The following is a 24,869-nucleotide window of genomic DNA, read 5'->3' as shown; positions in this document are numbered from 1 at the left end:
CCAGACATTCCGGAATGGAACGTCCGGTATCACCTTACCGGTGCAGGCTACAGTTTAGAGGAAAGGGATTGCGCTGGCGAAACGGCGTGCCAGAGAAGGCATCAGCGTCAGGCGGTCAGTTTATCGAGAAAAGAAAACAGCACCTGGTTCATTTCGCAATAATCATGCGAGCGGAGTTTTTCTGCCGTTTCGACAAAACGGAATTCACCCGCGCGGCGGAGGTCACTCTGCGAATGCTCAATCAGCAACTCTACCAGCTCCGGCGTTAGCTCCATATGGCACTGGAAACCGTAAACCCGTTCGCTGTATTGCACAATCTGGCGGGGACAGCCCTCGCTGTAAGCGAGAACCTTAGCCTGCGGCGTCAACCCTGGCATGTCGTTATGCCAGTGACCGACGTTCAGCACGCTGCCAAAGTCCTCAAACAGCGGGTTCGCCTTGCCTGCATCTGTGAGCCTGACGGGAAATTTGCCGATCTCTTTTTCCGGGCTATGACAAAACGCTGCGCCCAGCGCTTCACCGATAAGCTGCGAGCCCAGACAAACGCCTATCACCGTTTACCTGCCTCTATCGCGCGGCTGATGAGTGCCTTTTCCGCCTGCGCATCAAACCAAGGGCATTCCTCACGCGTGGTGGCGGGTGACTGCGGGCCTCCCATGATGATAAGCAGATCTGTGTGCCCCAGCGCCTCGGGTAACGAATCGCCCTGATACACTCTGGTGTAGCTCAGACTGCAGCCGCGACTTTTCCCCCAGATTTCATAGGCGCCAGGTGCCTCGAAATGTTCATGAATAATAAAATGGATGTGCATTGCGTCTCTCTCTGGTTACGTGTACAAGCAGCATCATAAGAGGAAGGGGGAAATGTGAAATGCCAACCGTTATCGATAAAACGCCAATTCACGACGATGCTATCGGATGGTCAAGAGGGGCAATTCGCTATACGCGCGGTGAAGTGGATCCGCCTCATCGGCATTCGCAGGGACAACTTTTGTTTGCCATCAAAGGGGTGATGCTGGTCGAAACCGGCAGCAAACGCTGGGTCATACCGCCACAGCGCGCGCTATGGATCCCTCCGTTTCAGGAACACACCTACAGCGTGTTATCCACAACGGAGCTGCGCGCGGTCTGGTTTAGCCCGGCGCTGATAGCGCAATGCGAGCCTTTTAAGCGGAAAGAAGAGGTTCACGTGATTATGGCGACATCGTTGTTCAAAGAGCTGATTGCCGGGCTGTTCAGCGCGGAATACCGGCCGGCAAGCCAGCGCAGCATGGCCGTTTTGCTGCTCGACATTCTCAGTGAGACGCAGCAGATTTCGGCCGAATTACCGATGCCCGTTGATGAGCGCTTACATCGCGTTGCCTGTGACATCATTGCCAACAATCTCTGGGACGTATCTATGGAAAGGCTGGCGGAACAGGCCGCGATGTCTGAACGCACATTTTCACGCGCGTTTATCAAAGATACCGGCTTTAGCTTCCGGGCCTGGCGACAGCGCGCAAGGATTTGTGCCTCGCTGGACCTGCTCGCAAACGGATACCCGGCTAAGCAGGTGGCCTGGATGCTGGGATTTTCTGGCCCGGCGGCATTTGCTGCGGCGTTTCGCGCCATTGTCGGGGCAACGCCAGCTGACTTTTTCCCTGAACAGAAGCGCTTCCCAGCGATATAGAGAGCGGCTACTATAGCGCGTCTTTTTTCACAGGTACTGCTATGCGTGTTTTACTGGCCCCAATGGAAGGCGTGCTCGACTCCCTCGTGCGCGAGCTTCTGACCGAGGTGAACGATTACGATCTCTGCGTGACGGAGTTTCTGCGCGTGGTCGATATGCTGTTGCCGGTAAAATCCTTCTTCCGACTGTGTCCCGAGCTGCACAACCAGAGCCGGACCTCTTCCGGCACGCTGGTGCGTATTCAACTGCTCGGCCAGTATCCGGAATGGCTGGCGGAAAACGCAGCCCGCGCGGTTGAGCTGGGCTCTTACGGGGTAGATCTCAACTGCGGCTGTCCGTCTAAGCTGGTGAACGGCAGCGGCGGCGGAGCGACGTTGCTGAAAGATCCTGAACTGATTTACCGCGGCGCGAAAGCCATGCGCGAGGCGGTACCCGCGCATTTGCCGGTGACGGTTAAGGTGCGCCTCGGGTGGGACAGCGATGCGCGGCAGTTTGAAATCGCCGATGCGGTACAGCAGGCCGGCGCCACCGAGCTGGTGGTGCATGGCCGTACCAAAGAAGATGGCTACAAAGCCGATCGCATTAACTGGCAGGCGATCGGTGAGATCCGCAAACGCCTCACCATTCCGGTGATCGCCAACGGCGAAATCTGGGACTACGAGAGCGCGCAGGCCTGTCTGCAGGCCACCGGCTGCGATGCGGTAATGATCGGCCGCGGCGCGCTGAACGTCCCTAACCTCAGCCGGGTGGTGAAATATAACGAACCGCGTATGCCGTGGGCAGACGTCGTCACGCTGCTGCAAAAATACAGCCGTCTGGAAAAGCAGGGCGACACCGGTTTGTATCACGTCGCGCGAATTAAGCAGTGGCTGAGTTATTTACGCAAAGAGTACGATGAAGCGCTGGGGTTATTTCAGGAGATTCGTACTTTACAGACGTCGGCTGATATTGCGCGGGTGATTCAGTCAAAGTAATTTATTCATTTGGTGAATAATTTTCTGATTATGTAAATGTATAACAATTTACGGATTGCCACGCATTACTAAAAAAATAAATAGTATCAAGCGTATTTTTCGCCTTTATTTTTTGAGTATATGGCGTAATGAAACGTTCTCTTATTTTATCTCTGAGTGTCCCCTTTGCTTTAATTCTGGCAGCCTGCGCACCTGAACATGCCACCGTCTCTCCGCTAAATACACAATCGGCCGCCGAGTCTGTGAATACCTCATTGCATTATACCGACTGGCCGAAAAATGCGTGGTGGAAGGCGTATAACGATCCCCAGCTTAACGGGCTTATTGCGAAAGCATTAAGCGATGCGCCGGATATGCAGATTGCCCGTCAGCGGATTACGCTTGCCGAAGCCCAGGCAAAAGCCACTATGGCTGCCGACGGTCCGCAAATTGATTTTTCCGCCGATGCTGAACGCCAGAAAATGTCCGCCGAAGGGCTGATGGGGCCCTTTGCCATTACCGACCCGGCGGCAGGGACAACCGGGCCGTGGTACACCAACGGCACCTTTGGCCTGACCGCAGGCTGGGATCTCGATCTGTGGGGTAAAAATCGCGCGCAGGTCGAAGCCCGGATTGGCAAAGTGAATGCGCAAAAAGCGGAGCTGGAACAGACCCGTCAGCTGCTGGCCGGCAGCGTGGCGCGGCTCTACTGGGAGTGGCAAACTCAGGCCGCCGCGGGGGAGGTTCTCGCGCAGATCAAACATGAGCAGGACAATATTATCGGTGCCGATCGCGAGCTGTATCAGCACGGCATCACCTCCTCCGTGGAGGGTGTCGAAACGGATATCAACGCCAGCAAAACCGAAGAGCAGCTGGCCGAGGTCAACGGAAAGATGAAAGCCATAGAGGCGCGTCTGGTCGCGCTGACGAACTCCTCCTCCGTGAAGCTAACGCGGCACGCCTTGCCGACGGTGGAAGCCTCGTTACCGTCGACGCTCGGATATGAACTGTTGGCACGCCGTCCGGATCTTCAGGAGGCGCACTGGTATATCGAAGCCTCCATGAGCGAGGTAGAGGCCGCCAGAGCGGCGTTCTATCCTGACGTGAACCTGATGGCGTTCTTACAGCAGGATGCCCTCCATCTGAGCGATCTGTTCCGTTCATCCGCGCAGCAGATGGGCGTCACCGCCGGGCTGACGCTGCCAATTTTTGACAGCGGCAGGCTGAACGCCAGCCTGGATATCGCTCAGGCGCAGAACAACCTTTCGGTAGCCAACTACAACAAAGCGGTGGTGGAGGCCGTCAATCAGGTGGCACGCACCGCCAGCGAAGTCGAAACGCTGATGGCGAAGAACAGCCAACAGCAGCAGGTTGAAAAAGATGCGGCACGGGTTGTGGCGCTGGCACAGGCGCGTTTCAGCGCGGGCATTATTGCGGGCTCCCGTGTCAGTGAAGCCAGAATACCGGCCCTCAAAGAGCACCTCGAAGGCGTGCTGCTGAAGGGGCAATATGTCGACGCTACCCTGCAGCTGACCTCGGCGCTGGGCGGTGGCTATCATCATGGCTAAAAAAGGCCATTATCTATACTTACCTCTTTGCAGTTTCTCAGGAGGTGAGTATGACCAGAGTAGCGATTGTTACCGCATCGGATTCCGGGATTGGGAAAACCACGGCCCTGATGCTGGCTGAGCGCGGGTTTGATATTGGCGTCACCTGGCACTCGGATGAGAAAGGGGCGCTGGAAACCTGCCGCGAAGTCGAAGCGCAGGGGCAGCGCGCGGAGGCTATCCATCTTGATTTAAGCACGCTGCCGGAAGGCGCTGAGGCTATTGAAACGCTGATTGCGCGTTTTGGTCGGCTGGACGTGCTGGTCAATAATGCAGGGGCGATGACCAAAGCGCCGTTCCTCGAGATGCCGTTTGACGAGTGGCGGAATATTTTCACCGTCGACGTGGACGGCGCGTTTCTCTGTTCACAAATTGCCGCAAGGCAGATGGTGAGGCAGGGTAAAGGGGGGCGGATTGTGAACATCACCTCGGTGCATGAGCACACGCCGCTTCCGGAGGCCAGCGCCTATACGGCGGCGAAACACGCGCTCGGCGGGTTAACCAAATCCATGGCGATGGAGCTGGTTAAGCACAATATTCTGGTGAACGCCGTCGCACCGGGTGCCATTGCCACGCCGATGAATGACATGGACGACAGCGAAGTGAAGGACGGTTCAATGCCGGAAATACCGCTGGCAAGGCCGGGCCATACCAAAGAGATTGCCAGCCTGGTCGCGTGGCTGTGCGACAGCGACGCCAGCTATACAACGGGGCAATCGTTTATCGTCGATGGGGGCTTTATGCTGGCGAACCCGCAGTTTAAGCCGGAGGGGTAGGTTCACCTCTCCCTGTGAGAGAGGGTGTTTTTAGTTCCCTCTCCCTGTGGGAGAGGGTTAGGGTGAGGGAATCAGGCCGCACCCGGCTACTCCTCATCCCGCCTCTTTTCCCGGTGTTTCAGCCACAGCCTGACCCCAATCACCGCCACGACCACCAGAATCAGCCACGCCCAGTGCTTGAGATGCTGGTCGAGATTATGCAGCCAGGGCGCAATCACTTCGCCCCCCACATAACCGAGCGTCGTAAAGATCAGCGCCCAGGCAATCGCACCCACAATATTGAGCGGCAGGAAAATTTTTGGCGGCAGATGGCTGGCACCAATGAGTATCGGCCCGATAATGCGAAAGCCATACATAAAGCGCGTGCCAATGACGAACAGATAGGGGTGGCGTTGAATGAGCCGCTGAGCGCGGCGAATTTTCTTCTGATGCTTTGTGAAACGCTTAAGCAGCGTTGGCCCGAAGCGCAGCCCGAGAAAGTAGAGCAGTTGATCGCCAATCATCCCGCCCAGCGCGACCGCGGCGACGACCAGCGGGAATTTCAGCAATCCCTGATGCGCGGCGACGCCGCCTAACAGGGTGATGGTTTCACCTTCTGCCACGCTACCGATGACCAGCGCGGCATAGCCATATTGTTCAATGAGTGCGTTAATATCCATTACGTAACTGTTATCTCCCTCTGCGTACCTCGTTTAATCATATACCCCATGAATCAACAGCGGGGAAATCAACGGAAATTTCCCACTGTACATAAAATAATCTAAAGCCTGCATTATACTTAAGGTATCGCTGACGGGCCGACAACAAGGGGGCGCTATGAACCATGTCTGGGGACTTTTCTCCCATCCCGATCGTGAAATGCATGTCATTAAAAGTGAGAACGAAACGGTCTCGCATCATTACACGCATCACGTGCTGCTGATGGCTGCGGTGCCGGTAATATGCGCTTTTATCGGAACGACACAAATCGGCTGGAACTTCGGTGACGGCACCGTGGTTCAGCTTTCCTGGTTTACCGGACTCTATCTGGCCATCGTCTTTTATGGTCTGATGCTGGCGGGTGTGGCGGTCATGGGGCGAGTCATTCACTGGATGGCGCGTAACTACCCACAACGTCCATCGCTGGCGCACTGTATGGTCTTTGCCGGATATGTCGCGACCCCGCTGTTCTTAAGCGGTATTGTTGCGCTCTATCCACTGGTCTGGCTGTGCGCGCTGATCGGTACCATTGCCCTCTTTTACACCGGGTATCTGCTGTATCTGGGGGTTCCAACCTTCCTGAATATCAATAAAGAAGAAGGCCTGAGTTTTTCCAGTTCAACACTCGCTATCGGGGTGCTGGTGCTGGAGGCGCTATTGGCGCTGACGGTGATCCTTTGGGGTTATGGATACCGTCTCTTCTGAGTTCACTGCATTGCTGGCGTAAATGCCAGCAATGCAGCATCTGTTCACGATTATCCTCTGGCGACAACGCCCGCTGACGGCTATGATGCCGAAGCCAGCCTGTGTTTATCCGTTGATACAGGCGGTGTACGTCATGACGTGCGTGAATAATTATCAGAAGTCTCACCATGCTGAAATTCCGAGTCTCTTTACTTAGCCTGGCGCTGTTGCTGGGTGCGTCCGCTGCCGTGCCGGCCGTCGCCAAAACGCCCGCGGTGACCGCTGCCGCTGCCCAACCGCAAATTGCTTCAGGCAGCGCGATGATTGTCGATCTCAACACCAATAAGGTGATCTACGCCAGCCATCCGGACCTGGTGCGCCCGATCGCCTCGATTACCAAATTAATGACCGCGATGGTGGTGCTTGATGCCCACCTGCCGCTGGACGAAAAGCTGAAAGTGGATATCAGCCACACGCCGGAGATGAAAGGGATCTACTCCCGCGTGCGGCTGAACAGTGAAATCAGCCGTAAAAATATGCTGCTGCTGGCGCTGATGTCGTCTGAAAACCGCGCGGCGGCGAGCCTGGCGCACCACTATCCGGGCGGCTACGACGCGTTTATCCACGCGATGAACGCCAAAGCCAAATCGCTGGGGATGAACAATACGCATTATGTTGAACCGACGGGTCTGTCGATCAGCAACGTCTCCACCGCCCGCGATCTGACGAAACTGCTGATTGCCAGCAAACAGTACCCGCTGATTGGTCAGCTCAGTACCACCCGTGAAGAGATGGCGACCTTTGCGAACCCGGCCTATACGCTGCCGTTCCGCAATACTAACCATCTGGTTTACCGTGATAACTGGAATATTCAGTTAACGAAAACCGGTTTTACCAACGCGGCAGGGCACTGTCTGGTGATGCGCACGGTGTTTAACGGTAAGCCGGTGGCGCTGGTGGTAATGGATGCCTTCGGCAAATACACGCACTTTGCGGACGCGAGCCGCCTGCGTACCTGGATTGAAACAGGAAAAGTGCAGCCCGTTCCGGCCGCCGCATTGACGTATAAAAAGCAGAAAGCGGAGCAGATGGCGACGGCGCAGAACGACTGAGCCGTCTGTCAGCGCCGGGTGGCGGCTTCGCCTTACCCGGCCTACAAAGCCTGCACGCGCTGATGCCCTCGCCTCGACCCTCTCCCACAGTGAGAGGGAGAAAACACTAAAAACGGTAACCCAGGTTACCGTTTTGCGTTTATTCCGGCAGCGTCCAGTCACCATCGTTGAGCGGGCGCTGCATAATTACCGTATCCCGCCAGTCGCCTTTCTTATAGCCCACGCTGCGCAGCTGACCGACAATCACGAAGCCGTGCTTTTTATGCAGGCGTAACGAACCGGCATTATTATTGCCATCTCCCACCACGGCAATCATCTGCCGCCACGGGCCTTGTTCGCAGCGTTCAATCAGCGCAGACATTAACGCCGTGCCAAAACCGCGCCCGGTGATGCTGGCATCCACGTAAATCGACTCTTCCAGGGTATAGCGGTAGGCGTGTCGCGGACGGTAAGGCGTGGCGTAGCAGTAGCCCACCACGATGCCGCGATACAGTGCGATAAGCCACGGTAAACCGTTCTCAGCCACGCTTTTCATTCGATGACGCATTTCGTCGATAGTGGGGGGGACTTCTTCAAATGACGCGCGCCCGTGAAGCACATGCCAGGCATAGATCGCGGCGATGGCATGCACATCATCGGGAAGGGCATCGCGCACTTCCAGTTCGGTCTCGGATAAAACATCAATAGCCGACATGATGAGCCTGCTCCTCGTTATAGAAAGCCGGAGAAACGTTTCTCCGGCGTCAGACAGTTACTCTATTACGATTAAGGAGCGCTTAACAATCTCTCAAATTTGGCTGTAGGAATTAATCAGACGCTTGCGTTATGCGCTGCTCCGCGTCCGCGCTTTCTTTCCAGTATTTCTTCCGCGTTGTTTTACCGATGCCGGGATTCATGCTGTTTGTAGGGTCATTCTCGCGATAAAACTGCTTAAGTGCGTCGGGAGCTTTATAAAGATGTCCGACGTTATGTTCCGCAGGATATTGTGCGCCACGTTCACGCAGAAGGGCGAGCATCTGCTCCTTCAGTTCGTGTGCATCGACCCCTTTTTTGACGATGTAATCCTGATGGAAGACATAACACATAAAGTGGCCGTAATAGAGCTTATGCACCAGCTTGCTGTCGATTTCCGGCGGCAGGTGTTCAAACCACTCGGTATCGTTACGCCGCAGAGCGATATCCAGCGCCAGAATATCTTCCACCTCTTCGGAATGCACCGCCTGGTAACGGATGGCGGCACCCGCAGCAGCGAAGCGGTGCAGGAAGGCTTTGCTGCCCTCTTCAGGTGTACAGGCAAAGAAATCCCCTTCGGCGGTTTTGAAGAACTCGGTCAGCCAGGCCTGCGCTTCGGCGATCCCGTCTCCGGCCATTTTCAGCAGCAGGTGATGCTCGTACCTGTCGCGCCAGGTTTTCATCCTCTCCGGTAAATGCGCCGGGAAAACGTTGCCCAGTTTCTGCATAAAGCGGTCGGTGAAGTGGGGTTTGAACAGCGACACTTTCTCCAGCATCGCGTCGGTGCGGCCCTTCATGGTGAAGAAGAACGGCATTTTGTCGGTGCCCAGCTTGTCGATCATCAGGAACGTATCTTTGCCGTAACGCTCGGCGATGTCGTAAATGTCCCGGTGCATGTACTCGCCCGCGACCGGCAGGTGGGTGAATTCACCCAGAATATGACGGCGGATCTCGGTCAGAACCTCAGGCTGATTGGTACCAATGTAAAATACCTGCTGCTTTTTCTCTGCCGGGAAGGTATCCAGGCGCACGGCAAAAACGGCAAGCTTCCCGGCGCAGCCGGAGGATTCAAACAGGCGGTCCGGGTCGGCGTTGTAGCGCGCCGGCGTATCGGCGTCAATATCCCGCACGCGGGTCACGTAGTCGTGATCGTGCGCGTGGCGGCCGTCGTGCTGCACATCTTCATCCTTCACGCGATCGTCGTCGAGCTTGCTGAGGATCTGCTCCGGCGTCACGCCGAGATCGATCCCCAGATGGTTGACCAGCGTCAGCTTGCCATTTTCGTCAATACGGGCAAACAGCGACATCTCGGTATAGGCCGGGCCGCGCTGCACCAGCGAGCCGCCGGAGTTGTTGCAGATCCCACCGACCACCGAGGCGCCAATACAGGAGGAGCCAATCACCGAGTGCGGCTCACGACCCAGCGGCTTAAGCGCTTTTTCGAGGGAATAGAGCGTGGTGCCGGGGAACGCGAGCACCTGCTCGCCTTTGTCCAGCAGGTGCAGCTTGTCGAGGCGCAGGGTGCTGATAATCACGATGTCGCGATCGTAATCGTTGCCGTTCGGCGTGGAGCCTTCGGTCAGGCCGGTATTGGCGGCCTGCATTAAAATGATCTTGTCGGCGGCGACGCAGGCGCTCAGCACGCGCCACAGCTCCAGCAGCGTGCCGGGGAAGACCACCGCCAGCGCCTCGCCCTGGCCGGAGCGGAAACCCTTACGGTAGCGGGCGGTTTTGGCCGGGTCGGTAAGCAGGTGAGAGGAGCCAACCAGGCGCGACAGTTCGTTAATAAAAGCCGTGTTATCGTTTGTTCGAACAGAAGACATCTTCCACTCCTTGTGGTGGGGCAAATTTCTCGCTGTAAAGCATAGCGCGATTAACTGTTAAGCGGTCGAGTATTCACGAGAAAAATCAGAGAATAACCCTGCAACGTTCTGAGGGTTTGTGGCACACTGCGCTTTTCGCACGGTATGGCCGAGATCGTCCGGCGGTTATTGATGAGAGAGTAAAACGACATGAAATGGCTATGTTCTGTAGGTGTCGCCGTAAGCCTGGCGCTGCAACCTGCGCTGGCAGAGGATTTGTTTGGCAATCACCCGCTCACGCCTGAAGCACGGGATGCGTTTGTCACGGAATTGCTCAAGAAAATGACGGTCGATGAGAAAATCGGCCAGCTGCGTCTTATCAGCGTCGGCCCGGATAACCCGAAAGAGGCCATCCGAGCGATGATCAAAGACGGGCAGGTAGGGGCCATCTTTAATACCGTCACCCGCCAGGATATCCGCAAGATGCAGGACCAGGTGATGGATCTCAGCCGCCTGAAAATTCCTCTGTTCTTTGCCTATGACGTGGTGCACGGCCAGCGTACCGTCTTCCCGATTAGCCTCGGCTTAGCGTCTTCCTTTAACCTCGACGCGGTGAAAACCGTCGGGCGCGTGTCGGCTTATGAAGCGGCGGACGACGGCCTGAACATGACCTGGGCACCTATGGTGGACGTCTCGCGCGATCCGCGCTGGGGCCGCGGCTCGGAAGGCTTTGGTGAAGATACGTATTTAACCTCCACGATGGGCAAAACCATGGTGGAAGCGATGCAGGGCAAAAGCCCGGCGGACCGCTACTCGGTGATGACCAGCGTCAAACACTTCGCAGCCTATGGCGCAGTGGAAGGCGGTAAAGAGTACAACACCGTCGACATGAGCCCGCAGCGCCTGTTTAACGACTATATGCCGCCGTACAAGGCAGGGCTGGATGCGGGCAGCGGCGCGGTGATGGTGGCGCTGAACTCCCTGAACGGCACGCCGGCGACGTCCGATTCCTGGCTGCTGAAAGACGTGCTGCGCGACCAGTGGGGCTTTAAAGGCATCACCGTTTCTGACCACGGCGCGATTAAAGAGCTGATCAAGCACGGTACCGCCTCCGATCCGGAAGACGCGGTGCGCGTGGCGCTCAAGTCCGGCATCAACATGAGCATGAGCGATGAGTATTACAGCAAATACCTGCCGGGGCTGGTGAAGAGCGGCAAGGTAACGATGGCGGAGCTGGACGATGCCGCGCGCCACGTGCTGAACGTGAAATACGACATGGGGCTGTTTAACGATCCGTACAGCCACCTGGGCCCGAAAGAGTCTGACCCGGCAGATACCAACGCCGAAAGCCGTCTGCACCGCAAAGAAGCGCGTGACGTGGCGCGCGAAAGCCTGGTGCTGCTGAAAAACCGCCTCGACACGTTGCCGCTGAAAAAATCCGGCACCATTGCCGTGGTGGGCCCGCTGGCCGACAGCAAGCGCGACGTGATGGGCAGCTGGTCTGCCGCAGGCGTGGCTGACCAGTCGGTGACCGTGCTGACCGGTATCAAGAGTGCCGTGGGTGATAACGCCAAGGTGGTCTACGCCAAAGGGGCGAACGTCACCAACGATAAAGATATCGTCACCTTCCTCAACCAGTACGAGGAAGCGGTGAAGGTCGATCCGCGCACGCCGAAGGAGATGATTGACGAGGCGGTGAACGCCGCGAAGCAGTCTGACGTCGTTGTCGCTGTCGTGGGCGAAGCGCAGGGTATGGCGCACGAGGCCTCCAGCCGTACCGATATCACCATTCCGCAGAGCCAGCGCGATCTGATCGCCGCCCTGAAAGCCACCGGCAAGCCGCTGGTGCTGGTGCTGATGAACGGTCGTCCGCTGGCGCTGGTGAAAGAAGACCAGCAGGCTGACGCCATTCTGGAAACCTGGTTCGCCGGTACCGAAGGCGGTAACGCCATCGCCGACGTGCTGTTTGGCGATTACAACCCGTCGGGCAAGCTGCCGATGTCCTTCCCGCGCTCCGTCGGGCAAATCCCGGTCTACTACAGCCACCTGAACACCGGTCGCCCGTACAACGCCGACAAGCCGAACAAGTACACGTCTCGTTACTTCGACGAAGCTAACGGCCCGCTGTATCCGTTTGGTTACGGCCTGAGCTACACCACCTTCAAGGTCTCTGACGTGAAAATGTCAGCGCCTACGATGAAGCGTGACGGCAAAGTCACCGCCAGCGTTGAGGTGACCAACACCGGCAAGCGCGAAGGGGCAACGGTGATTCAGATGTACGTTCAGGATGTCACCGCGTCGATGAGCCGTCCCGTGAAGCAGCTGCGCGGCTTTGAGAAGATCAACCTGAAGCCAGGCGAAACCCAAACTATCAGCTTCCCGATCGACGTGGATGCGCTGAAGTTCTGGAACCAGCAGATGAAATATGACGCGGAACCGGGCAAGTTTAACGTCTTTATCGGCGTGGACTCCGCCCGCGTGAATAAAGGCGAGTTCGAACTGCTGTAACCTGTCCCTCCTTTGCCTCCCCCCGTCCTGCGGGGGAGGCGTCTTACCTTATGCTAAAAAGGCATTTTGACGGTTAATTCTGCCGTTTTAAGCTACGCTTTTCTCTCAAGCCTCTGAAAAAGGCAGCAAAATAAATGAGGATAGTAGAATGACGATTGCAAAGGGGATGTTGGGATCTGCGGTGCTGCTGGCGGCGCTAAGTCTGCCGCTACAGGCGGCGGAGCCGGTAAAAGTGGGCTCAAAGATCGATACCGAAGGGGCGCTGCTCGGCAATATTATTTTGCAGGTGCTGGACAGCCACGGCGTGAAAACCGTCAATAAAGTTCAGCTCGGCACCACGCCCGTCGTGCGCGGCGCGATCACCTCCGGCGAGCTGGATATCTACCCGGAATACACCGGCAACGGCGCGTTCTTCTTCAAACAAGAAAACGATCCGGCATGGAAAAACGCTAACGCCGGGTATGAGAAAGTCAAAAAGCTCGACGCGGAACAGAACAAACTGGTCTGGCTGACCCCAGCCCCGGCCAACAACACCTGGACTATCGCCGTGCGCAAGGACGTGGCGGAGAAAGGCAAGCTCACCTCGCTTGCGGATCTCAGCCGCTACCTGAAAGAGAAGGGCGATTTCAAGCTCGCGGCCTCTGCGGAGTTTATCGAGCGTCCTGATGCGCTCCCGGCGTTCGAAAAAGCCTACGGTTTCAAGCTCGACCAGGCGCAGCTGCTCTCTCTGGCGGGCGGGGATACTGCGGTGACCATCAAAGCGGCGGCGCAGCAAACCTCTGGCGTTAACGCGGCCATGGCCTACGGCACCGACGGCCCGGTGGCGGCGCTCGGCCTGCAAACCCTGACCGATCCTAAAGGCGTACAGCCGATTTACGCCCCGACCCCGGTCGTGCGTGAGGCGGTGCTGAAAGCCTATCCGGAGATTGCCGACTGGCTCAAACCGGTCTTCGAAAAACTGGATGAAAAAACGCTGCAACAGCTGAATGCCAGCATTGCCGTCGAGGGGCTGGATGCCAAAAAAGTGGCCGCCGACTTCCTGAAACAACAAGGGCTTGTGAAGTAACGGGAAAGGGCTGTGCCAATAAAATGTCATAACCGCGTCCTGCTGCTGCTGGCCTGCGTGGCCATCGCGGCGGTCGCGCTGCCGTTTGTCAACGTAGCCCCAAACCGTCTGATGTCGGGGGAGGGCAAAGCGCTCTGGCAGGTCTGGTCTTTCACGCCGGGGTGGCTGGCGGCGGCGCTGGCCGCGTGGGTTGCGCTATCGTTCTGGCAAGGGCGCACGGCGCAGTGGCTGACGCTGCTCCTCGCTGAAGGGCTGTTCATCATTCTGTTCTGGAGTGGCGGGCTGGCGGCGACGCACATGGCGTCGGCAGAAAGTCCGCTGGCGAGAACCACGGTGGGCAGCGGCCTCTGGCTGTGGCTGGCGCTCTGTCTGCTGGTCAGCAGCGATGCCATTCGTCGACTCATCGCCAGCGCCGTCTGGCGCTGGGTGCTCAACGCGCAGATATGGTGCATTCCCTTGTTCCTGCTGTTCAGCGGGGAACTGAACAATCTCTCGCTGTTAAAAGAGTACGCCAACCGCCAGGAGGTGTTTGATGATGCCCTGGCGCAACACCTGACGATCCTCTTCGGCACGCTCTTTCCGGCGCTGCTGCTCGGGATACCTCTCGGCATGTGGTGCTATCGCCATCCATCACGCCAGGGCGGTGTCTTTGCCGTGCTCAACGTGATCCAGACCATTCCTTCCGTTGCGCTGTTTGGCCTGCTGATTGCGCCGCTGGCCGGGCTGGTGAAGTCATTTCCGGTGCTGGGAACGCTCGGCATAGCCGGAACGGGGTTAACGCCCGCCCTTATCGCGCTGGTGCTGTATGCGCTGTTGCCGCTGGTGCGCGGCGTGGTCGCGGGCCTGGGCCAGGTCGCACCTGACGTGCTGGAAAGCGCCCATGCGATGGGCATGAGCGCGCGGCAGTGTTTCTGGAAAATTCAGCTCCCGCTGGCGCTGCCCCTGCTGCTGCGCAGCCTGCGGGTGGTAACGGTACAGACCGTCGGCATGGCGGTGATTGCGGCGCTGATTGGTGCGGGCGGCTTTGGCGCCCTGGTGTTCCAGGGGCTGCTAAGCAGTGCGCTCGATCTGGTGTTATTGGGCGTGGTTCCGACGATTGCGCTGGCGGTTGTCGTTGACGCGCTGTTTGCCTTATGGCTCGCGCTGCTCAGGAGAAGAGCCAATGATTGAATTTCACGATGTCAGTAAAACGTTTGCCGGTCGCCCGGCGGCGAGCCACCTGAACCTGAACTTTGCCGAGGGGGCGTTTTCCGTGCTGATTGGCACCTCAGGCTCGGGAAAATCCACCACCCTGAAGATGATCAACCGTCTGGTTGAGCACGACAGCGGGCTGATCCGCTTTGCCGGAGAAGAGATCCGCAGCCTGCCGGTGCTGGAGCTGCGTCGCCGGATGGGCTATGCCATTCAGTCTATCGGCCTGTTTCCGCACTGGACGGTGGCGCAGAACATCGCCACCGTGCTGCAGCTGGAAAAATGGTCGCGGGCAAAAATTGCTGACCGGGTGGATGAGCTGATGTCTTTGCTGGGGCTCGAGCCCGCGCTGCGCGATCGCTATCCGCACCAGCTTTCCGGAGGCCAGCAGCAGCGCGTGGGCGTGGCGCGCGCGCTGGCGGCCAATCCGCAGGTACTGCTGATGGATGAACCCTTCGGCGCGCTGGATCCGGTCACACGCGGGGCGCTGCAGGCGGAGATGACTCGTATTCACCGCATTCTCGGACGCACGATCGTTCTCGTGACGCACGATATTGATGAAGCCCTGCGCCTGGCCGACCATCTGGTGCTGATGGATCATGGCGAAGTGGTGCAGCAGGGCTCGCCGCTTGAGCTGTTAACCTGGCCGAAGAACGACTTTGTGCGCGAGTTTTTTGGCCGCAGCGAGCTGGGCGTGAGGCTGCTCTCCCTGCGGACGGTCAGCGACTATATGCGTCGGGAGGAGACATCGCTAAGCGGCGAACCGCTGCAGGCGCAGATGAGCCTGCGGGATGCCCTCTCCGCGTTTGTCGCGCGCCAGTGCGAGGTATTGCCCGTCTCGGACGCTCGCGGGACGCCGTGCGGAACCTTACATTTCCGCGATCTGCTGGCAGGGGAGGTGACGCGTGAAGGCACTGCGTGATCCGCTCCTCTGGCTGGTAGCGCTCTTTGTCGCCTTGCTGTTTCTGATGCCTCACAGCGCGGCGCTGTTTAACGCCCTTTTTCCCGGGCTGCCGCGGCCGGTCTATCAGCAGGAGAGCTTTATTAATCTCGCCCTGGCGCATCTCTGGCTGGTGGCGCTCTCAAGCGCCATCGCGGTTGTGCTGGGGGTAGGGGCAGGCATCGCGGTCACGCGTCCTGCGGGCCGTGAGTTTCGTCCGCTGGTAGAGACGATAGCGGCCATTGGACAGACGTTTCCGCCGGTGGCGGTGCTTGCGATAGCGGTTCCGGTGATGGGCTTTGGCCAGCAGCCTGCCATTATTGCGCTGATTTTATACGGCGTACTGCCGGTTCTGCAGGGCACGCTGGCGGGCCTCGCGGCGGTACCGGCGTCGGTGCTGAGCGTGGCTGAAGGGATGGGGATGAGTCGCGGCCAGCGGCTGCGCAAGGTTGAACTGCCGCTTGCGGCACCGGTTATCATTGCCGGGATCCGCACGTCGGTCATCATTAACATCGGGACGGCGACCATTGCGTCTACGGTTGGTGCCAATACGCTGGGAACGCCGATTATTATCGGCCTGAGCGGGTTTAATACGGCTTATATAGTGCAGGGAGCGGTGCTGGTCGCACTGGCGGCAATCGTCGTCGATCGCCTTTTTGAGCGGCTCGCGCGCTACCTCAGCCGACACCGCCGCGAACAATAAACGAGTATCCTGCCAGCATCACGCCGCCGATACCGCTTACGGCCATCAGGACAAAAAGGGTAATAATGGCCAGTTTGGTTGCCTTCATCATGTGCTCCTGTTGTTAACGGAACAATTATACGGTGAAGCGCAGCTGTTAATGAACCATTAAATGCCGTTATGGCTCATCCGGGCCAAGGGAATAAACCGGGTAACCATTCTCTCGCCATTCCGTCAGCAGCTGTTGCTGCGTGGCGGACGGCACTTCGCCACACCAGACCAGCAGGGTCTGGCCCTCAAAAAACTCAGGCTTAAGCTGCGCCAGCGAATGCGCCAGGACATCCACGCGCCAGCCCTTCTGGGTGGCAATCCACGCTTCCAGCCACAGGCGGGTGGTATCGTGCACGTTCCAGCCGACCACCAGCGCATCTTTTCCGGCTTTGTTCTTCGCCGAGGCAAGGCAGACGGCGATGTAGTTGATCAGCACCCCGTCGAGCATGCTGAGCAGCGCCTGCAGGGTGGACTGCTGACACTGCAGGCGTCGACGGAGCGGAATGAAAAGATGGTTGATCAGCGTCTGTGCCGGGTAATCGCGGCCTTGCTCTTTTATCCATGCGCGCAGGCGCTGAAGGTTGCCCGCCTGCAGGAGTCGCAGCAGGGTTTCCTGTTGTTCGCGCCAGAGGTGTTGCGTGTCCGGGTCGTCGTGGCTCAGCAGGGACTTCACCTTGCCGACCTGCACCCCGTTGTCGATCCAGCTTTTGATTTCGCGAATGCGGTCGATGTCGGCTTCATTGAAAAGGCGATGCCCACCGTCGGTCCTCTGCGGTTTGAGTAATCCATACCGTCGCTGCCACGCCCGTAGGGTAACGGGATTGATATCACAAAGGAGTGCCACTTCACCTATTGTGTAAAGCGCCATATTCGCCCCCTGGCTTACGCGTCCCCAGCTTAACTGTAGACTCACTTTGGCGAACCAGGAAAGATTGATTGATTTTTGAACAAACAATGCGAAGCATGCGCGATATTCAGAAAAAGGTGTGATAACGGACACGATTTTGCGCTTTTATGGGATGCTTCAAAGAAAGTTAATCCGCATCCGTGTATGTTACGCGTTTTTAGCGTGTGCGGTTTTGAGTGAGTATGTACGAGTTTAATCTGGTGCTGCTGTTGCTTCAGCAGATGTGCGTGTTTCTTGTCATTGCCTGGCTGATGAGCAAAACGCGCCTGTTTATCCCGCTGATGCAGGTCACCGTACGTCTGCCGCATAAGCTGCTCTGCTACGTCACCTTCTCTATTTTCTGCATCATGGGGACTTATTTTGGTCTCCATATCGAAGACTCTATTGCCAATACGCGCGCTATCGGCGCGGTGATGGGCGGACTGCTGGGCGGTCCCGTCGTCGGTGGCCTTGTCGGTTTAACCGGGGGGTTGCATCGCTATTCCATGGGCGGGATGACGGCGCTCAGCTGCATGATCTCCACGATCGTGGAAGGTCTGCTCGGCGGGCTCGTGCACAGCTACATGATCAAACGCGGCCGCCCGGATAAAGTCTTTAGCCCGCTCACCGCCGGTGCCATTACCTTTGTAGCCGAAATGGCGCAGATGGCGATCATTCTGCTCATTGCCCGTCCGTTTGAGGATGCGCTGCACCTGGTCAGCAGTATTGCCGCCCCGATGATGGTAACCAACACCGTGGGTGCGGCGCTGTTTATGCGCATTCTGCTCGACAAGCGCGCCATGTTTGAGAAGTACACCTCGGCCTTTTCCGCCACGGCGCTGAAGGTCGCCGCCTCGACCGAAGGGATCCTGCGCCAGGGGTTCAACGAAGAGAACAGCATGAAGGTCGCCCAGGTGCTCTACAAGGAGCTGGATATCGGCGCGGTGGCTATCACCGACCGCGAGCGGCTGCTGGCCTTTACCGGCACCGGGGACGATCACCATCTGCCGGGGAAACCCATCTCCTCAGCCTACACGCTGCGCGCCATTGAAACCGGTGAGGTGGTGTACGCCGACGGTAACGAGGTGCCTTATCGCTGTTCGCTGCATCCGCAGTGCAAGCTGGGCTCCACGCTGGTGATTCCGCTGCGCGGCGAGAATCAGCGGGTGATGGGCACCATCAAGCTGTATGAGGCGAAAAACCGTCTGTTCAGCTCCATCAACCGCACGCTGGGGGAGGGGATCGCCCAGCTGCTGTCCGCGCAAATTCTGGCCGGGCAGTATGAACGGCAGAAAGCGCTCCTGACGCAGTCCGAAATTAAGCTGCTGCATGCCCAGGTCAATCCGCATTTCCTGTTCAACGCCCTCAACACGCTCAAAGCGGTGATCCGCCGCGACAGCGATCAGGCCGCGCAGCTGGTGCAGTTTCTGTCGACCTTCTTTCGCAAAAACCTGAAACGGCCGTCTGAGATTGTGACCCTCGCCGATGAGATTGAGCACGTGAATGCCTATCTGCAGATTGAGCAGGCGCGTTTCCAGTCGCGCCTGCAGGTGTCGCTCTCCGTGCCGGATGAGCTGGCGTATCAGCATCTTCCGGCCTTTACCCTGCAGCCGATTGTGGAAAACGCCATTAAGCACGGCACGTCGCAGTTGCTGGGAACGGGGGAGATAACCATTGCCGCGAGCCGTTTTAACCACCATCTGGTGCTGGATATTGAAGACAATGCCGGGCTTTACCAGCCTTCCGCCTCCGGCGGTCTGGGGATGAGTCTGGTGGATAAACGCCTGCGCGCCCATTTTGGCGACGACTGTGGCATTACCGTCGCCTGTGAGCCAGACCGATTTACCCGTATTACCGTACGACTGCCGCTGGAGGAAAACGCATGTTAAGAGTGCTGATTGTGGATGACGAGCCGCTGGCACGGGAAAACCTGCGCGTTCTGCTGCAGGAGCAGCCGGATATTGAGATTGTGGGGGAGTGCGCGAACGCCATTGAGGCCATCGGCGCGGTGCACAAACTGCGCCCGGACGTGCTGTTCCTCGATATTCAGATGCCCCGCATCAGCGGGTTGGAGATGGTCGGCATGCTCGACCCGGAACATCGTCCCTACATCGTGTTTCTGACGGCGTTTGATGAATATGCCGTTAAGGCCTTTGAGGAGCACGCGTTTGACTATCTGCTCAAGCCGATTGAAGAGAAGCGGCTGGAAAAAACGCTCACCCGTTTACGTCAGGAGCGCACCGTACAGGACGTCACGCTGTTGCCGGAAAACCAGCAGCCGCTGAAGTTCATCCCCTGCACCGGGCACAGCCGGATCTATCTTCTTCAGATGGATGATGTGGCCTTTGTCAGCAGCCGCCTGAGCGGGGTGTTTGTCACCAGCGCGGAAGGGAATGAAGGGTTTACCGAGCTGACCCTGCGCACGCTGGAGAGCCGCACGCCGCTTATCCGCTGCCATCGCCAGTATCTGGTGAACATGGCGCACCTGAAGGAGATCCGCCTGGAAGATAACGGCCAGGCCGAGCTGGTGCTGCGTGCCGGACAAACGGTACCCGTCAGCCGTCGCTACCTGAAGAGTTTGAAAGAGGCGATTGGGCTGTAAAGCTGGTACACTGCGCGCCATTGCATCATCGACATTCGAAGGCTCTATGCTAAGTAACGATATTCTTCGTAGCCTGCGCTACACCCTGAAAGCGAACAATAACGACATGGTGCGCATTCTTGCGCTGTCCGACATGGAATCCACGTCTGCGAGTTTTGACACGTGGATGACCAAAGAAGACGAAGAGGGATTTGTCCGCTGCCCTGACATCATTCTGTCGGGTTTCCTGAACGGCCTGATTTACGATAAGCGTGGCAAAGATCCGGCCGCGCCAGAGCTGGCGCTGGAGCGTCGGGTGAACAACAACACGGTGCTGAAAAAGCTGCGCATCGCCTTCTCGCTGAAAACGGACGATATCGTGGCGATCATGACTGAGCAAAAATTCCGCGTATCCGTGCCGGAAGTCACCGCCATGATGCGCGCGCCGGATCATAAAAACTACCGCGAGTGCGGCGACCAGTTTCTGCGTAATTTCCTGCGTGGGTTAACTCACCGGGTGCATCACCCGAAGGCGTGATTGCAGAATGGGTGCGGCCTGATGCCCTCACCCCGACCCTCTCCCACAGGGAGAGGGAGAAAACAAAATGCCATAAAAAAAGCCGGAGATAATCTCCGGCTTTTTTGTTATTTCACCTGCTGACCCGGCTTCGCGCCTTCGTCTGGGCTTAACAGGAAGATATCTTTCCCGCCAGGGCCTGCGGCCATCACCATCCCCTCAGAGATGCCGAAGCGCATTTTGCGCGGCGCCAGGTTCGCCACCATCACGGTTTGACGGCCGATCAGCACCTGCGGGTCCGGATAGGCAGAACGGATGCCGGAGAAGACGTTGCGCTTCTCGCCGCCGAGATCCAGCGTCAGGCGCAGCAGCTTGTCAGAGCCGTCCACGAACTCCGCGTTCTCGATCAGCGCCACGCGCAGGTCGACTTTGGCGAAATCATCAAAGGTAATGGTTTCCTGAATCGGATCGTCTGCCAGCGGGCCGGTAACCGGTGCCGCAGCCGCCTTCACCTCTTCTTTAGACGCTTCTACCAGGGCTTCAACTTGCTTCATCTCGATGCGGTTGTACAGCGCCTTGAAGGTGTTCACCTTGTGGCCGAGCAGCGGCTGCTGGATTGCATCCCAGGTCAGTTCGGTGTTCAGGAACGCTTCAGCACGGGCTGCCAGCTGCGGCAGAACCGGCTTCAGCCAGGTCATCAGCACGCGGAACATGTTCAGACCCATGGTGCAGATCGCCTGCAGGTCAGCGTCGCGGCCTTCCTGTTTCGCGACAACCCACGGGGCCTGCTCGTCCACATAGCGGTTGGCAACATCGGCCAGCGCCATGATTTCACGAATCGCTTTACCGAATTCACGGCTTTCCCAGGCTTCACCAACCGCAGCGGCGGCATCGGTGAAGGTTTTATACAGCTCAGGATCGGCCAGTTCAGCAGAAAGCACGCCGTCAAAACGCTTCGCGATAAAGCCCGCGTTACGGGACGCCAGATTGACGACCTTGTTGACGATGTCCGCGTTCACGCGCTGCACGAAATCTTCCAGGTTCAGGTCGATATCGTCGATGCGGGAAGAGAGCTTCGCGGTGTAGTAGTAGCGCAGGCTGTCCGCGTCGAAGTGGTTCAGCCAGGTGCTGGCCTTGATGAACGTCCCGCGGGACTTGGACATCTTCGCGCCGTTCACCGTTACGTAGCCGTGTACGAACAGGTTGGTTGGCTTGCGGAAGTTGCTGCCTTCCAGCATCGCCGGCCAGAACAGGCTGTGGAAGTAAACGATGTCTTTACCGATGAAGTGGTACAGCTCGGCAGTGGAATCTTTCTTCCAGTATTCGTCGAAGCTGACGGTGTCGCCACGCTTGTCGCACAGGTTCTTGAAGGAGCCCATGTAGCCGATTGGCGCGTCCAGCCAGACGTAGAAGTATTTGCCCGGCGCGTTCGGGATTTCAAAGCCGAAGTACGGCGCATCGCGGGAGATATCCCACTGCTGCAGGCCAGATTCAAACCACTCTTGCATTTTATTCGCCACCTGCTCCTGCAGCGCGCCGCTGCGGGTCCACGCCTGCAGCATTTCGCTGAAGGACGGCAGGTCGAAGAAGAAGTGCTCGGAATCACGCATCACAGGCGTGGCGCCGGAAACCACGGATTTCGGCTCGATAAGCTCGGTCGGGCTGTAGGTCGCGCCGCACACTTCGCAGTTATCGCCGTACTGGTCCGGGGATTTACATTTCGGACAGGTGCCTTTGACAAAACGGTCCGGCAGGAACATGCCTTTTTCCGGATCGTACAGCTGAGAGATGGTGCGGTTTTTAATAAAACCGTTCTCTTTCAGACGGGTGTAGATCAGCTCCGACAGCTCGCGGTTTTCGTCGCTGTGCGTGGAGTGATAGTTGTCATAGCTGATGTCAAAGCCAGCAAAATCAGTCTGATGCTCCTGACTCATTTCGGCAATCATCTGCTCCGGGGAAATCCCCAGCTGCTGCGCTTTCAGCATGATCGGCGTGCCGTGGGCATCGTCCGCACAGATGAAGTTAACCTCGTGGCCGCGCATTCGCTGGTAACGGACCCAGACATCAGCCTGGATATGCTCCAGCATGTGGCCGAGGTGGATTGAGCCGTTGGCGTACGGCAGTGCGCACGTTACCAGAATTTTCTTCGCGACTTGAGTCATAGTAGGCATTACTTCTTTTAACTGTGAAAAGGGTTTTTGATATTACCAAAAGGGGCATTATTAAGTAAGCACAAACCACGGCCTTTCAGGTAAACTTGTTCATCTAAGGTCTTATTCACAAGAACAAAGGAGTCGGGATGAGTTCTCAATCCCAGGCCAAATCACCGGAAGCCTTACGAGCAATGGTCGCCGGGACGCTGGCTAACTTTCAGCATCCAACCCTGAAGCACAATCTCACTACGCTGAAAGCGTTACACCACGTCGCCTGGCTGGACGACACGCTGCACATTGAGCTGCAGATGCCGTTCGTCTGGACCAGCGCCTATGATGCGCTGAAAGAGCAGACCAGCTCTGAGCTGCTGCGCATGACCGGCGCGAAGGCGATCGACTGGAAGCTGAGCCACAGCATCGCCACGCTGAAGCGCGTGAAAAACCAGCCTGGCGTGAACGGCGTGAAAAACATCATTGCCGTCAGCTCGGGCAAAGGCGGGGTGGGGAAATCCTCTACCGCCGTTAACCTGGCGCTCGCGCTGGCAGCGGAAGGGGCAAAGGTCGGTATTCTGGACGCCGACATCTACGGTCCGTCTATTCCGAACATGCTGGGCGCGGAAAACCAGCGCCCAACCTCGCCGGACGGCACCCATATGGCACCAATCATGGCGCACGGTCTGGCGACCAACTCCATCGGTTACCTGGTGACTGACGATAACGCCATGGTCTGGCGCGGCCCGATGGCCAGCAAAGCGCTGCTGCAGATGCTGCAGGAGACGATGTGGCCGGATCTGGATTATCTGGTGCTGGACATGCCGCCGGGCACCGGTGACATTCAGCTGACGCTGGCGCAGAACATTCCGGTGACGGGAGCCGTTGTGGTGACCACGCCGCAGGATATTGCGCTGATCGACGCCAAAAAAGGCATCGTGATGTTCGAGAAGGTGGAAGTGCCGGTGCTCGGTATCGTTGAGAACATGAGCATGCACATCTGCAGCAACTGCGGTCACCACGAACCTATCTTCGGCACGGGTGGCGCAGAAAAACTGGCCGCGAAGTATCACACCCAGCTGCTGGGACAGATGCCGCTGCACATTACCCTGCGCGAAGATCTGGATAGCGGCAAGCCGACGGTGGTCAGCCGTCCGGACAGCGAATTTGCAGAAATGTATCGCCAGCTGGCGGGACGCGTTGCGGCGCAGCTCTACTGGCAGGGCGAAGTCATCCCTGGGGAAATCGCGTTCCGCGCGGTGTAACGCCTTAGCGTAGAATTGCCGGGTGGCGCTTCGCTTACCCGGCCTACAAGTGGCACCATCACGTAGGTCGGGTAAGGCGAAGCCGCCACCCGACTTTAACCCAACCGATAGTGCATCAAATAATACTCTCCCTCCGGAGAATCCCCCGTCGCCTCAATGTGCCAGCCGTGCCGCTGGTAAAACGCGACAGCCCGCGCATTCTTCACCAGACACTTAAGCGAACCCGTACTGGTAAACGTCTTCTGAACCTGTTCCAGGAGCATACGCCCGACACCATGGCTTTGATACTGCGGGTCGACAAACAGGTTGTGCAGGAAATTATCGTTCGTCCAGACGGAGGCAAAACCCAGACGATGGCCGTTCTGCGTGGCAACCCAAATCACTTCGTCACGGGTGGCCGCGTCAAAGTCTTCAAGCTGCCAGTCTGAACTGTCCAGCCATGGCCAGGCCTCACGCCGGGCGTGGAGGAAGAGCGTGCGCAGGAAAGGGCGATCGCTTTCCTGCCAGGGGCGGATCAGGATGGTATTAGCGGTGATAGAAAATATCTCCGTTATAGGCTTTGTAGATTTTGCCATCCGCATCGCCAATCAGCACGTAGTTCTCGCCCATGTAGGTCCAGTGGGTTCCGGCATCCGGAGCCGGCAGGTTACGCAGCTGGTACTGTTTGATGGTGTACTCCGGCGTTTGATACTGCGCCGGTGCCGTGTCGCCAATCTTGAATTTCGTGAAGTCAGCGATGAACTCTTGTTCTTCATAGGCCTTGATGCCGGATGCCGCTTGTGGTGCTGCATTCGCCGCGCTTGCCAGAGACATCACGACCCCGAGAAGCAGCCATTTACACTTAGCCATTTTTTCTCCAGTTGAACGGTTTTTAAGTTTGATTTTGCCTGCCAACAATACGGCAACCTGCCTATTTTAAATATCAGACTATGGCTTGTTCGAAAAAAAATGTAACAAAAATGAACCTACCTGATAATCGTTTTCCTTTTGGTATACCTCATCGAT

23 protein-coding genes and 1 pseudogene are annotated in these 24,869 nt (G+C 57.6%); 15 read left to right on the top strand and 9 right to left on the bottom strand.

The genetic code is table 11. The features are described from left to right. Window positions 1–107: 107 nt before the first annotated feature. Window positions 108–811: pseudogene (locus tag AC4IC4_RS15625) on the bottom strand (type 1 glutamine amidotransferase). 59 nt (window positions 812–870) lie between these two features. Between AC4IC4_RS15625 and AC4IC4_RS15620 the strand changes: the two are divergent. From AC4IC4_RS15620 to AC4IC4_RS15605, 4 genes are all read left to right on the top strand, one after another. Further along, window positions 871–1,668: an AraC family transcriptional regulator gene (locus AC4IC4_RS15620; RefSeq protein ID WP_491471483.1), complete on the top strand. Its 798-nt coding sequence runs from the start codon at window positions 871–873 to the stop codon at window positions 1,666–1,668. A gap of 41 nt (window positions 1,669–1,709) precedes the next feature. Further along, the gene (gene dusC, locus AC4IC4_RS15615) at window positions 1,710–2,642 is read left to right on the top strand and encodes a tRNA dihydrouridine(16) synthase DusC (protein ID WP_048028228.1); all 933 of its coding nucleotides are present in this window, start codon (window positions 1,710–1,712) and stop codon (window positions 2,640–2,642) included. Window positions 2,643–2,770: 128 nt separating this feature from the next. Continuing rightward, the gene (gene mdtQ, locus AC4IC4_RS15610; protein WP_491471482.1) at window positions 2,771–4,189 is read left to right on the top strand and encodes a multidrug resistance outer membrane protein MdtQ; all 1,419 of its coding nucleotides are present in this window, start codon (window positions 2,771–2,773) and stop codon (window positions 4,187–4,189) included. A 50-nt stretch (window positions 4,190–4,239) separates the two neighbouring features. Then, a complete protein-coding gene (locus tag AC4IC4_RS15605) occupies window positions 4,240–5,004 on the top strand; it encodes an SDR family oxidoreductase (RefSeq protein ID WP_491471481.1) in 765 nt (254 codons plus the stop codon). Between the two features lie 86 nt (window positions 5,005–5,090). On the opposite strand, the gene AC4IC4_RS15600 is transcribed toward AC4IC4_RS15605, so the two are convergent. Continuing rightward, a complete protein-coding gene (locus AC4IC4_RS15600) occupies window positions 5,091–5,663 on the bottom strand; it encodes a DedA family protein (protein WP_024908155.1) in 573 nt (190 codons plus the stop codon). Between the two features lie 157 nt (window positions 5,664–5,820). On the opposite strand from AC4IC4_RS15600, the gene AC4IC4_RS15595 reads away from it, so the two are divergent. Both AC4IC4_RS15595 and pbpG read left to right on the top strand, forming a co-directional pair. Beyond that, a complete protein-coding gene (locus AC4IC4_RS15595; RefSeq protein ID WP_023312454.1) occupies window positions 5,821–6,408 on the top strand; it encodes a Yip1 family protein in 588 nt (195 codons plus the stop codon). A gap of 167 nt (window positions 6,409–6,575) precedes the next feature. Continuing rightward, complete coding sequence (gene pbpG, locus AC4IC4_RS15590) at window positions 6,576–7,499, top strand: D-alanyl-D-alanine endopeptidase (protein ID WP_491471480.1); 924 nt, start codon at window positions 6,576–6,578, stop codon at window positions 7,497–7,499. Between the two features lie 139 nt (window positions 7,500–7,638). Here pbpG and AC4IC4_RS15585 read toward each other — a convergent pair whose 3' ends face one another. Both AC4IC4_RS15585 and dld read right to left on the bottom strand, forming a co-directional pair. Continuing rightward, window positions 7,639–8,193, bottom strand: a complete 555-nt coding sequence (locus AC4IC4_RS15585; RefSeq protein ID WP_024908153.1) for a GNAT family N-acetyltransferase — start codon at window positions 8,191–8,193, stop codon at window positions 7,639–7,641. A gap of 112 nt (window positions 8,194–8,305) precedes the next feature. Beyond that, window positions 8,306–10,054 (bottom strand): D-lactate dehydrogenase, encoded by a 1,749-nt coding sequence (gene dld / locus AC4IC4_RS15580; protein ID WP_491471479.1) that lies wholly within the window; start codon window positions 10,052–10,054, stop codon window positions 8,306–8,308. Window positions 10,055–10,243: 189 nt separating this feature from the next. Between dld and bglX the strand changes: the two genes are divergently transcribed. The 5 genes from bglX to AC4IC4_RS15555 all read left to right on the top strand — a co-directional run bounded on the left by bglX (window position 10,244) and on the right by AC4IC4_RS15555 (window position 16,441). After that, window positions 10,244–12,541 carry a beta-glucosidase BglX gene (bglX, locus tag AC4IC4_RS15575; protein ID WP_491471478.1) on the top strand — a complete coding sequence of 766 codons (2,298 nt, stop codon included), beginning with the start codon at window positions 10,244–10,246 and terminating at the stop codon, window positions 12,539–12,541. Window positions 12,542–12,689: 148 nt separating this feature from the next. Then, window positions 12,690–13,607, top strand: a complete 918-nt coding sequence (gene osmF, locus AC4IC4_RS15570) for a glycine betaine ABC transporter substrate-binding protein OsmF (RefSeq protein ID WP_061714765.1) — start codon at window positions 12,690–12,692, stop codon at window positions 13,605–13,607. Window positions 13,608–13,619: 12 nt separating this feature from the next. After that, a complete protein-coding gene (locus AC4IC4_RS15565; protein ID WP_407858798.1) occupies window positions 13,620–14,777 on the top strand; it encodes an ABC transporter permease in 1,158 nt (385 codons plus the stop codon). Beyond that, on the top strand, window positions 14,770–15,720 hold the full coding sequence (locus tag AC4IC4_RS15560) for an ABC transporter ATP-binding protein (protein ID WP_032646538.1): 951 nt from the start codon (window positions 14,770–14,772) through the stop codon (window positions 15,718–15,720). The genes AC4IC4_RS15565 and AC4IC4_RS15560 overlap by 8 nt, the downstream gene beginning before the upstream one ends. Further along, window positions 15,704–16,441 carry an ABC transporter permease gene (locus tag AC4IC4_RS15555; RefSeq protein ID WP_491471477.1) on the top strand — a complete coding sequence of 246 codons (738 nt, stop codon included), beginning with the start codon at window positions 15,704–15,706 and terminating at the stop codon, window positions 16,439–16,441. Before AC4IC4_RS15560 ends, AC4IC4_RS15555 begins: the two co-directional genes overlap by 17 nt. Here the strand turns inward: AC4IC4_RS15555 and AC4IC4_RS15550 are convergent. Continuing rightward, a complete protein-coding gene (locus AC4IC4_RS15550; RefSeq protein WP_008500895.1) occupies window positions 16,416–16,529 on the bottom strand; it encodes a protein YohO in 114 nt (37 codons plus the stop codon). The genes AC4IC4_RS15555 and AC4IC4_RS15550 overlap by 26 nt on opposite strands. A 69-nt stretch (window positions 16,530–16,598) precedes the next feature. Continuing rightward, a complete protein-coding gene (mlrA, locus tag AC4IC4_RS15545) occupies window positions 16,599–17,339 on the bottom strand; it encodes an HTH-type transcriptional regulator MlrA (RefSeq protein WP_024908146.1) in 741 nt (246 codons plus the stop codon). Window positions 17,340–17,560: 221 nt separating this feature from the next. Between mlrA and AC4IC4_RS15540 the strand changes: the two genes are divergently transcribed. From AC4IC4_RS15540 to AC4IC4_RS15530, 3 genes are read left to right on the top strand one after another with little or no spacing between them, the layout of a single operon-like run. Then, window positions 17,561–19,246, top strand: coding sequence for a sensor histidine kinase (locus AC4IC4_RS15540; RefSeq protein WP_024908145.1), 1,686 nt, complete (start codon window positions 17,561–17,563; stop codon window positions 19,244–19,246). Beyond that, the gene (gene btsR, locus AC4IC4_RS15535; RefSeq protein ID WP_024908144.1) at window positions 19,240–19,959 is read left to right on the top strand and encodes a two-component system response regulator BtsR; all 720 of its coding nucleotides are present in this window, start codon (window positions 19,240–19,242) and stop codon (window positions 19,957–19,959) included. Before AC4IC4_RS15540 ends, btsR begins: the two co-directional genes overlap by 7 nt. 46 nt (window positions 19,960–20,005) lie before the next feature. Further along, on the top strand, window positions 20,006–20,476 hold the full coding sequence (locus AC4IC4_RS15530) for a YehS family protein (protein ID WP_008500891.1): 471 nt from the start codon (window positions 20,006–20,008) through the stop codon (window positions 20,474–20,476). 107 nt (window positions 20,477–20,583) lie between these two features. Here AC4IC4_RS15530 and metG read toward each other — a convergent pair whose 3' ends face one another. Next, complete coding sequence (metG, locus tag AC4IC4_RS15525) at window positions 20,584–22,617, bottom strand: methionine--tRNA ligase (RefSeq protein ID WP_032663202.1); 2,034 nt, start codon at window positions 22,615–22,617, stop codon at window positions 20,584–20,586. Window positions 22,618–22,754: 137 nt separating this feature from the next. Here metG and apbC point away from each other — a divergent pair, with 137 nt between their 5' ends. Then, on the top strand, window positions 22,755–23,864 hold the full coding sequence (apbC, locus tag AC4IC4_RS15520) for an iron-sulfur cluster carrier protein ApbC (protein WP_491471476.1): 1,110 nt from the start codon (window positions 22,755–22,757) through the stop codon (window positions 23,862–23,864). Between the two features lie 95 nt (window positions 23,865–23,959). On the opposite strand, the gene AC4IC4_RS15515 is transcribed toward apbC, so the two are convergent. Together AC4IC4_RS15515 and AC4IC4_RS15510 are read right to left on the bottom strand one after the other, a co-directional pair. Continuing rightward, window positions 23,960–24,439: a GNAT family N-acetyltransferase gene (locus AC4IC4_RS15515; RefSeq protein WP_032646533.1), complete on the bottom strand. Its 480-nt coding sequence runs from the start codon at window positions 24,437–24,439 to the stop codon at window positions 23,960–23,962. Continuing rightward, complete coding sequence (locus AC4IC4_RS15510; protein WP_048992494.1) at window positions 24,390–24,713, bottom strand: RcnB family protein; 324 nt, start codon at window positions 24,711–24,713, stop codon at window positions 24,390–24,392. Before AC4IC4_RS15510 ends, AC4IC4_RS15515 begins: the two co-directional genes overlap by 50 nt. Between the last annotated feature and the right edge of the window lie 156 nt (window positions 24,714–24,869).

It is taken from the genome of Enterobacter sp. Taxon_2, assembly GCF_058355295.1.
Note: the sequence above shows the minus strand (reverse complement) of the source record. Positions and strands in the feature narration are given on the sequence as shown.

What these genes read in the sequence shown, in the direction of transcription:
- AC4IC4_RS15600 (WP_024908155.1), bottom strand. Translation starts at nt 5,663, where the DNA reads ATGGATATTAACGCACTCATTGAACAATATGGCTATGCCGCGCTGGTC.
- AC4IC4_RS15550 (WP_008500895.1), bottom strand. Translation starts at nt 16,529, where the DNA reads ATGAAGGCAACCAAACTGGCCATTATTACCCTTTTTGTCCTGATGGCC.
- AC4IC4_RS15560 (WP_032646538.1), top strand. Translation starts at nt 14,770, where the DNA reads ATGATTGAATTTCACGATGTCAGTAAAACGTTTGCCGGTCGCCCGGCG.
- mdtQ (WP_491471482.1), top strand. Translation starts at nt 2,771, where the DNA reads ATGAAACGTTCTCTTATTTTATCTCTGAGTGTCCCCTTTGCTTTAATT.
- AC4IC4_RS15530 (WP_008500891.1), top strand. Translation starts at nt 20,006, where the DNA reads ATGCTAAGTAACGATATTCTTCGTAGCCTGCGCTACACCCTGAAAGCG.
- metG (WP_032663202.1), bottom strand. Translation starts at nt 22,617, where the DNA reads ATGACTCAAGTCGCGAAGAAAATTCTGGTAACGTGCGCACTGCCGTAC.
- bglX (WP_491471478.1), top strand. Translation starts at nt 10,244, where the DNA reads ATGAAATGGCTATGTTCTGTAGGTGTCGCCGTAAGCCTGGCGCTGCAA.
- osmF (WP_061714765.1), top strand. Translation starts at nt 12,690, where the DNA reads ATGACGATTGCAAAGGGGATGTTGGGATCTGCGGTGCTGCTGGCGGCG.
- AC4IC4_RS15585 (WP_024908153.1), bottom strand. Translation starts at nt 8,193, where the DNA reads ATGTCGGCTATTGATGTTTTATCCGAGACCGAACTGGAAGTGCGCGAT.
- AC4IC4_RS15620 (WP_491471483.1), top strand. Translation starts at nt 871, where the DNA reads ATGCCAACCGTTATCGATAAAACGCCAATTCACGACGATGCTATCGGA.
- AC4IC4_RS15540 (WP_024908145.1), top strand. Translation starts at nt 17,561, where the DNA reads ATGTACGAGTTTAATCTGGTGCTGCTGTTGCTTCAGCAGATGTGCGTG.
- dusC (WP_048028228.1), top strand. Translation starts at nt 1,710, where the DNA reads ATGCGTGTTTTACTGGCCCCAATGGAAGGCGTGCTCGACTCCCTCGTG.
- AC4IC4_RS15515 (WP_032646533.1), bottom strand. Translation starts at nt 24,439, where the DNA reads ATGGCAAAATCTACAAAGCCTATAACGGAGATATTTTCTATCACCGCT.
- pbpG (WP_491471480.1), top strand. Translation starts at nt 6,576, where the DNA reads ATGCTGAAATTCCGAGTCTCTTTACTTAGCCTGGCGCTGTTGCTGGGT.
- AC4IC4_RS15595 (WP_023312454.1), top strand. Translation starts at nt 5,821, where the DNA reads ATGAACCATGTCTGGGGACTTTTCTCCCATCCCGATCGTGAAATGCAT.
- btsR (WP_024908144.1), top strand. Translation starts at nt 19,240, where the DNA reads ATGTTAAGAGTGCTGATTGTGGATGACGAGCCGCTGGCACGGGAAAAC.
- dld (WP_491471479.1), bottom strand. Translation starts at nt 10,054, where the DNA reads ATGTCTTCTGTTCGAACAAACGATAACACGGCTTTTATTAACGAACTG.
- AC4IC4_RS15510 (WP_048992494.1), bottom strand. Translation starts at nt 24,713, where the DNA reads ATGGCTAAGTGTAAATGGCTGCTTCTCGGGGTCGTGATGTCTCTGGCA.
- AC4IC4_RS15605 (WP_491471481.1), top strand. Translation starts at nt 4,240, where the DNA reads ATGACCAGAGTAGCGATTGTTACCGCATCGGATTCCGGGATTGGGAAA.
- mlrA (WP_024908146.1), bottom strand. Translation starts at nt 17,339, where the DNA reads ATGGCGCTTTACACAATAGGTGAAGTGGCACTCCTTTGTGATATCAAT.
- apbC (WP_491471476.1), top strand. Translation starts at nt 22,755, where the DNA reads ATGAGTTCTCAATCCCAGGCCAAATCACCGGAAGCCTTACGAGCAATG.